General features: G+C 71.0%; 5 protein-coding genes. 4 read left to right on the forward strand and 1 reads right to left on the reverse strand.

Going from position 1 to position 4307, the window contains the following annotated elements; genetic code table 11:
* Positions 1-230: 230 nt before the first annotated feature.
* Both ACWDA7_RS50880 and ACWDA7_RS50885 read left to right on the forward strand, forming a co-directional pair.
* Entirely contained in the window at positions 231-578 is a 348-nt protein-coding gene (locus tag ACWDA7_RS50880; RefSeq protein ID WP_450614771.1) for a hypothetical protein, read from the forward strand.
* A 150-nt stretch (positions 579-728) separates the two neighbouring features.
* Positions 729-1349 (forward strand): hypothetical protein, encoded by a 621-nt coding sequence (locus tag ACWDA7_RS50885; protein ID WP_450614773.1) that lies wholly within the window; start codon positions 729-731, stop codon positions 1347-1349.
* A gap of 163 nt (positions 1350-1512) precedes the next feature.
* Here ACWDA7_RS50885 and ACWDA7_RS50890 read toward each other — a convergent pair whose 3' ends face one another.
* On the reverse strand, positions 1513-2367 hold the full coding sequence (locus ACWDA7_RS50890; protein WP_450614775.1) for an NAD-dependent epimerase/dehydratase family protein: 855 nt from the start codon (positions 2365-2367) through the stop codon (positions 1513-1515).
* A 136-nt stretch (positions 2368-2503) separates the two neighbouring features.
* Between ACWDA7_RS50890 and ACWDA7_RS50895 the strand changes: the two genes are divergently transcribed.
* Together ACWDA7_RS50895 and ACWDA7_RS50900 are read left to right on the forward strand one after the other, a co-directional pair.
* Positions 2504-3352 carry a helix-turn-helix transcriptional regulator gene (locus tag ACWDA7_RS50895; protein WP_450614777.1) on the forward strand — a complete coding sequence of 283 codons (849 nt, stop codon included), beginning with the start codon at positions 2504-2506 and terminating at the stop codon, positions 3350-3352.
* 256 nt (positions 3353-3608) lie between these two features.
* Positions 3609-4073, forward strand: coding sequence for a hypothetical protein (locus ACWDA7_RS50900; RefSeq protein ID WP_450614779.1), 465 nt, complete (start codon positions 3609-3611; stop codon positions 4071-4073).
* Positions 4074-4307: the final 234 nt, after the last annotated feature.

Genomic DNA, 4307 nt, shown 5'->3' on the forward strand with positions numbered 1-4307 from the left:
ACTCGGAGACGGGTACGCCGGGTTCGGCGAGCGGCACGGAGAAACGGACCGGTGGCAACACCGGCACCGCGCTCCGTGCCGACTCAACAGGCACCCCCCCCCGCTGTACGACCACTTTCGGCACATGCAAGGCATCCAGCTGCACGCGGCCCTGGTCTCCCGCACTGCCGCGGCGATGGCCGCGCAGGTCCGGCTCGACTTGATGCTCTTCCTCGTGGGCGGAGCAGCGGATGCGCGGCAGCGGCGCGCGTCGGCGCGACGGGCTCGCCGAGCTCGTCCGGGTCCGCCAGCGGCTCGCCGGCGGACCGTTTGCCGGGGCCCGGCAGGCGGTCGTCCACCATCAGTTGGTACGGGACGCGCGGCACGGCAGGACCGCCGAGACCGCCGCCGGGTACATCCCGGTGCCTGGTTATGTCGTACCGGTGGTGGTGAAGCCCATCGCGTCCGTCCCGACCACCTGCCCGGGGTGCGGCTCGGCCGTCGCCGACATATCCCGGCCATTCTGCCCGGACTGCGGCGCACGCCTCGACCAGCCCCAGACCGACCAGACAGCACGCCCGGACGAGGCCGGCACATGACACGCGACGACCTCGCCACGATGCTCACCGAGCAGATGCCGGCATGCGGCCCCGCACCCGATGCGTCTCAAGGCGCCGACGTCCCCGGGTGGGGTTGATGGTGCGCCTTCATGGATAGATCGTCGCCTCTGGGCAACGTAGGCTGTGGCTGTGGGCCTGAATCTCACCCTGTACATGGCGGACTTCAAGCGGCTGCGTGCCCTGCCGGTGGAGCAGCGGATTCCGGCTCTTGAGGACGCGGTGATGCCGGGCGATGACTGGGATCTGGACGCGCTCGCCGCCCGCGGGTGGGTCTGGCCGCCGCAGGTGCCCGGCGACCCGTCGTGGTGCGCGGAGTACCGCTTCCTCAACACCACTGGCAGGTACAGGAACCACTCCGAGGTGGGCGACGGCTGGGACGACATGCGCCCGCACGTGGACCGGTCCCTGCGCGATGTGGTGGACGTCGTCCTGGATCACCTCATCTGGTACGAGAACTGGGACGACGGCCCCGGGTTGACCGGCGGTGGCCTCTTCCCGCCCGCCCCCGACGTCTACTGCGCGCGGGTGCTGATCGTGTGTCCGCCGTCGGCGTTTGCCGGCAAGTCCGCCGCCTGGCTGCTTGCACAGCCACGCCTTGAGGAGTTGCGGGAGCCGTTCCGCCTCGAATGCGAGGGCTGGGCCGGCCGCCCGGAGAGCTTCGACGCCTTCACCGCGCTGCTGCGCGAGTGGGGCGAGGTGATCGAGGAGACGGCGTATCGCGGCTGGGGCCTGGTGGGCCTGCCGGAGTAGAGCACTGCGCGCAGTCGGGCGAAGCACAGTGGTTGTCACCGATACGGTGCGCCACCTGTCACCAGCAGCACGCGAAGCAGAGTCGATGTCACCGCCTCTGCGCCCCGCAGCCGGATGCTGGTTGGGCGGATCACAGGGGTGGACTGCCCCGGCGCAGTGACCGTCACAGGGCTCCGGCGTCCCGGGCCGTCCAGACGCTCGGGTAGATCGGCCGGAAGCCGAGCTCCCGGCGGATGCGCTGGTTGGACATGATCCCGAACCACGGGTCGGGGTCCGTGAGCTCGTGGAGTCCGGCGGGCACCTCGACGCCGTTGAGCTGGTGCAGCTCGACCGTCGTGACGGGAGCGTCGTCGGCGATGTTGTAGATCCGGCCGGCGATACCCGGCGCGTACAGCAGACGTATCAGGCCCTGGGCGACGTCCGCGTGGTGGGCCATCTGCAGGCGCTGGTGCGGCGCCCAACGGGCGGCCCAATGCAAGGAGTTGGCGAGGTGCGGGTCGCCCTCGCCGTAGACGAAGGGGAGCCGCCCGATGCGTACGTCCAGGCTCTTAAGCGCGAGCAGTTCTCGCTCGGCCTCGGCCTTGGACTCGGGGTAGGCGCCCCACATCTCGCCGCCCGGCCGGCTCTCGTCCTCCTCGGTCAGCGGGCGGCCTCGTCCGACGCCGTACACATTGCCCGTGCTGACCTGCACGAACCGCTCCACGCCGGAGGCCTGCGCGGCGCGGCCCAGGGCCACCGCGGCGTCCCGGTTGACGGCCCAGGCCTCATCGTCGGGCACCCCGCGGAAGGAGGCGGCGACGTTCACGACGGCGTCCACGCCGGCGAGCGCCTTGCCGAGTGTCTCCTCGTCGCGCATGTCTCCTACGGCGACCTGGGCGCCCAGATCCGCGAAGCGCTCGCCGCGGGCCGCGTCCCGTACCAGGACTCGCACCTGCTCGCCCGGCTGCCGCTGGGCCAGCAGCCTCGGCACGAAGCGGCGTCCGACCTGTCCCGTCGTACCGGTCACCAAAGTCAGCATGATGTGCTCCTCACGCACTGTGTCGCCTGTCGTTGACGACCAGCCTCGGCGGATGCGGGGACGACCGGGAGAGACCTCTTCATCAGGGGATCGGGAGTCCCTGGATAAGCCGGCCGGCCTCCCGCACCCTGGAGAGGTGAACCGAGCCGAACTCGCCGACTTCCTGCGCCGCGCTCGCGCCCGCCTGGCCCCCTCCGACGTGGGTCTCACGGCCGGCGCCCGCCGCCGTACGCCGGGGCTGCGACGCGAGGAGGTGGCCCAGCTGGCCGGCATGTCCGTGGACTACTACACGCGGCTGGAACAGTCCCGGGGCCCGCGCCCGTCCCGCCAGATGCTCACCGCGCTGGCCCGCGCCCTGCGCCTGACGGAGGACGAACGCGACCACCTCTTCCACCTCACCGGTGAAGAGCCGCCGCGCCTGGAGGCGACCAGCACGCACGTGCGCCCGGGCCTGCTCCTGGTGCTGGACCGGCTGCACGACACCCCGGCGATGGTGGTGACCGACTGCGGCGAGGTCCTGGCCCAGAACGCGCTGTCGCGGGCGCTGAGCGGAGACGCTCTCGCCCGCCCGTCCCGAGGACGCAACATGATCCGCCGCTTCTTCCTGGACCCGGCGGCCCAGGAGCTGTTCCCGCCCGAGGACCGCCCGGAGCGCGCCCGCGAGCAGGTCGCCGGCCTGCGAGCGGTGGCCTCGGCCCGCCCCACGGACCCCGAACCCGCCTCCCTCGTCGCCGAACTACGCGCCGCAAGCAAGGAGTTCGCCCACCTCTGGGACGAACACGAGGTCGCCGTACGCCGTGCCGCCACGAAACGCTTCCGGCACCCTGCGATCGGCATCCTCGAACTCGACTGCGAGATCCTCGTCAACTCCGACCACAACCAGCAACTCGTCATCCACACGGCCCGCCCAGGCACAGAGTCGTACGAGCGCTTGCAGTTGCTGCGGGTGGTGGGCTTGCAGGACCTGACGCCGACAAGCTCCTGACCGCGTGCACACCTTCCAGGTTCGCTCCCTGCCCACCGCACATCGCCCACGATCCAGAACTCCGCGCCATTGGGAGTGGCTGGCCGAGTCCGCCGAGTACGGGGCATCGGCACGGCGTCTGATCGGGCGCGCGAGGGCGTCTTTGGACCTTCCATAAGCAACCCGCCGCAACCGGTCGGCGCCTTCGCGCAATCGGACGCAATCGGCGCACGGGCTCGTAAACGCGCTGCCAAACGTGCTGGCTATGACCCTACCGATGCGTTTGGCTGAGGCGTACGAGGCCGGGGACGCGTGGCTCGCCGACTGCTCCGCGCACCCGGACCTTGTACGCGAGGCCTGGACTCTGGAATCACTCGCCCCCATAGCCTCAGGACACTGCTGGCTGGCCGCTGAAGCCCGACTGGTCACCGCCATGCAGGCGCTGAACCGCATCCGCGACGAGCAGCGCGGCCCCGTGCTCGCCGATCCACAGGTGGGAAAAGCCTGGTGGCTGGTACCCATCCCCGCCGAAGCCGCGCTCGCGGACGTGCGGCAGGTGGCCGTGCAGCCTGCCAGCTCCGTCCTGCACTGCCCACCGACGGGCCGGCAGGCCTGCGGCCGCTTCTGGCTGTCCCGTCCCGACGGATCCGGACTGCTCACCGATCCCGCCGTCCTCGCCACCGCGTTCAGCCCCAGCAGACACCCACGCCCCACGGAGATTCCCTGCTGTCGAAGACGATGAGCCCACCCGTCGATCTGGCACTGCCGCCGCGTGGCCCGAGCCCGCACCGCGCTGCGGCGTGTGCGCCTCACTCGCCACACAGCGGGACGAGGCCGCAGCGGGCGGGGACTACTCGAAGGTCTCGGACTGCAACGTCGAAATCCGCGGGCACAAGGACCACCGCCCAAGACGGCGGTGAGCAGCCTCGGAAGGCAACCGGTACCGCAGCTCTCTCACCCGCGTCCCACCCCAGAA

Source organism: Streptomyces sp. NPDC001156 (genome assembly GCF_053598275.1).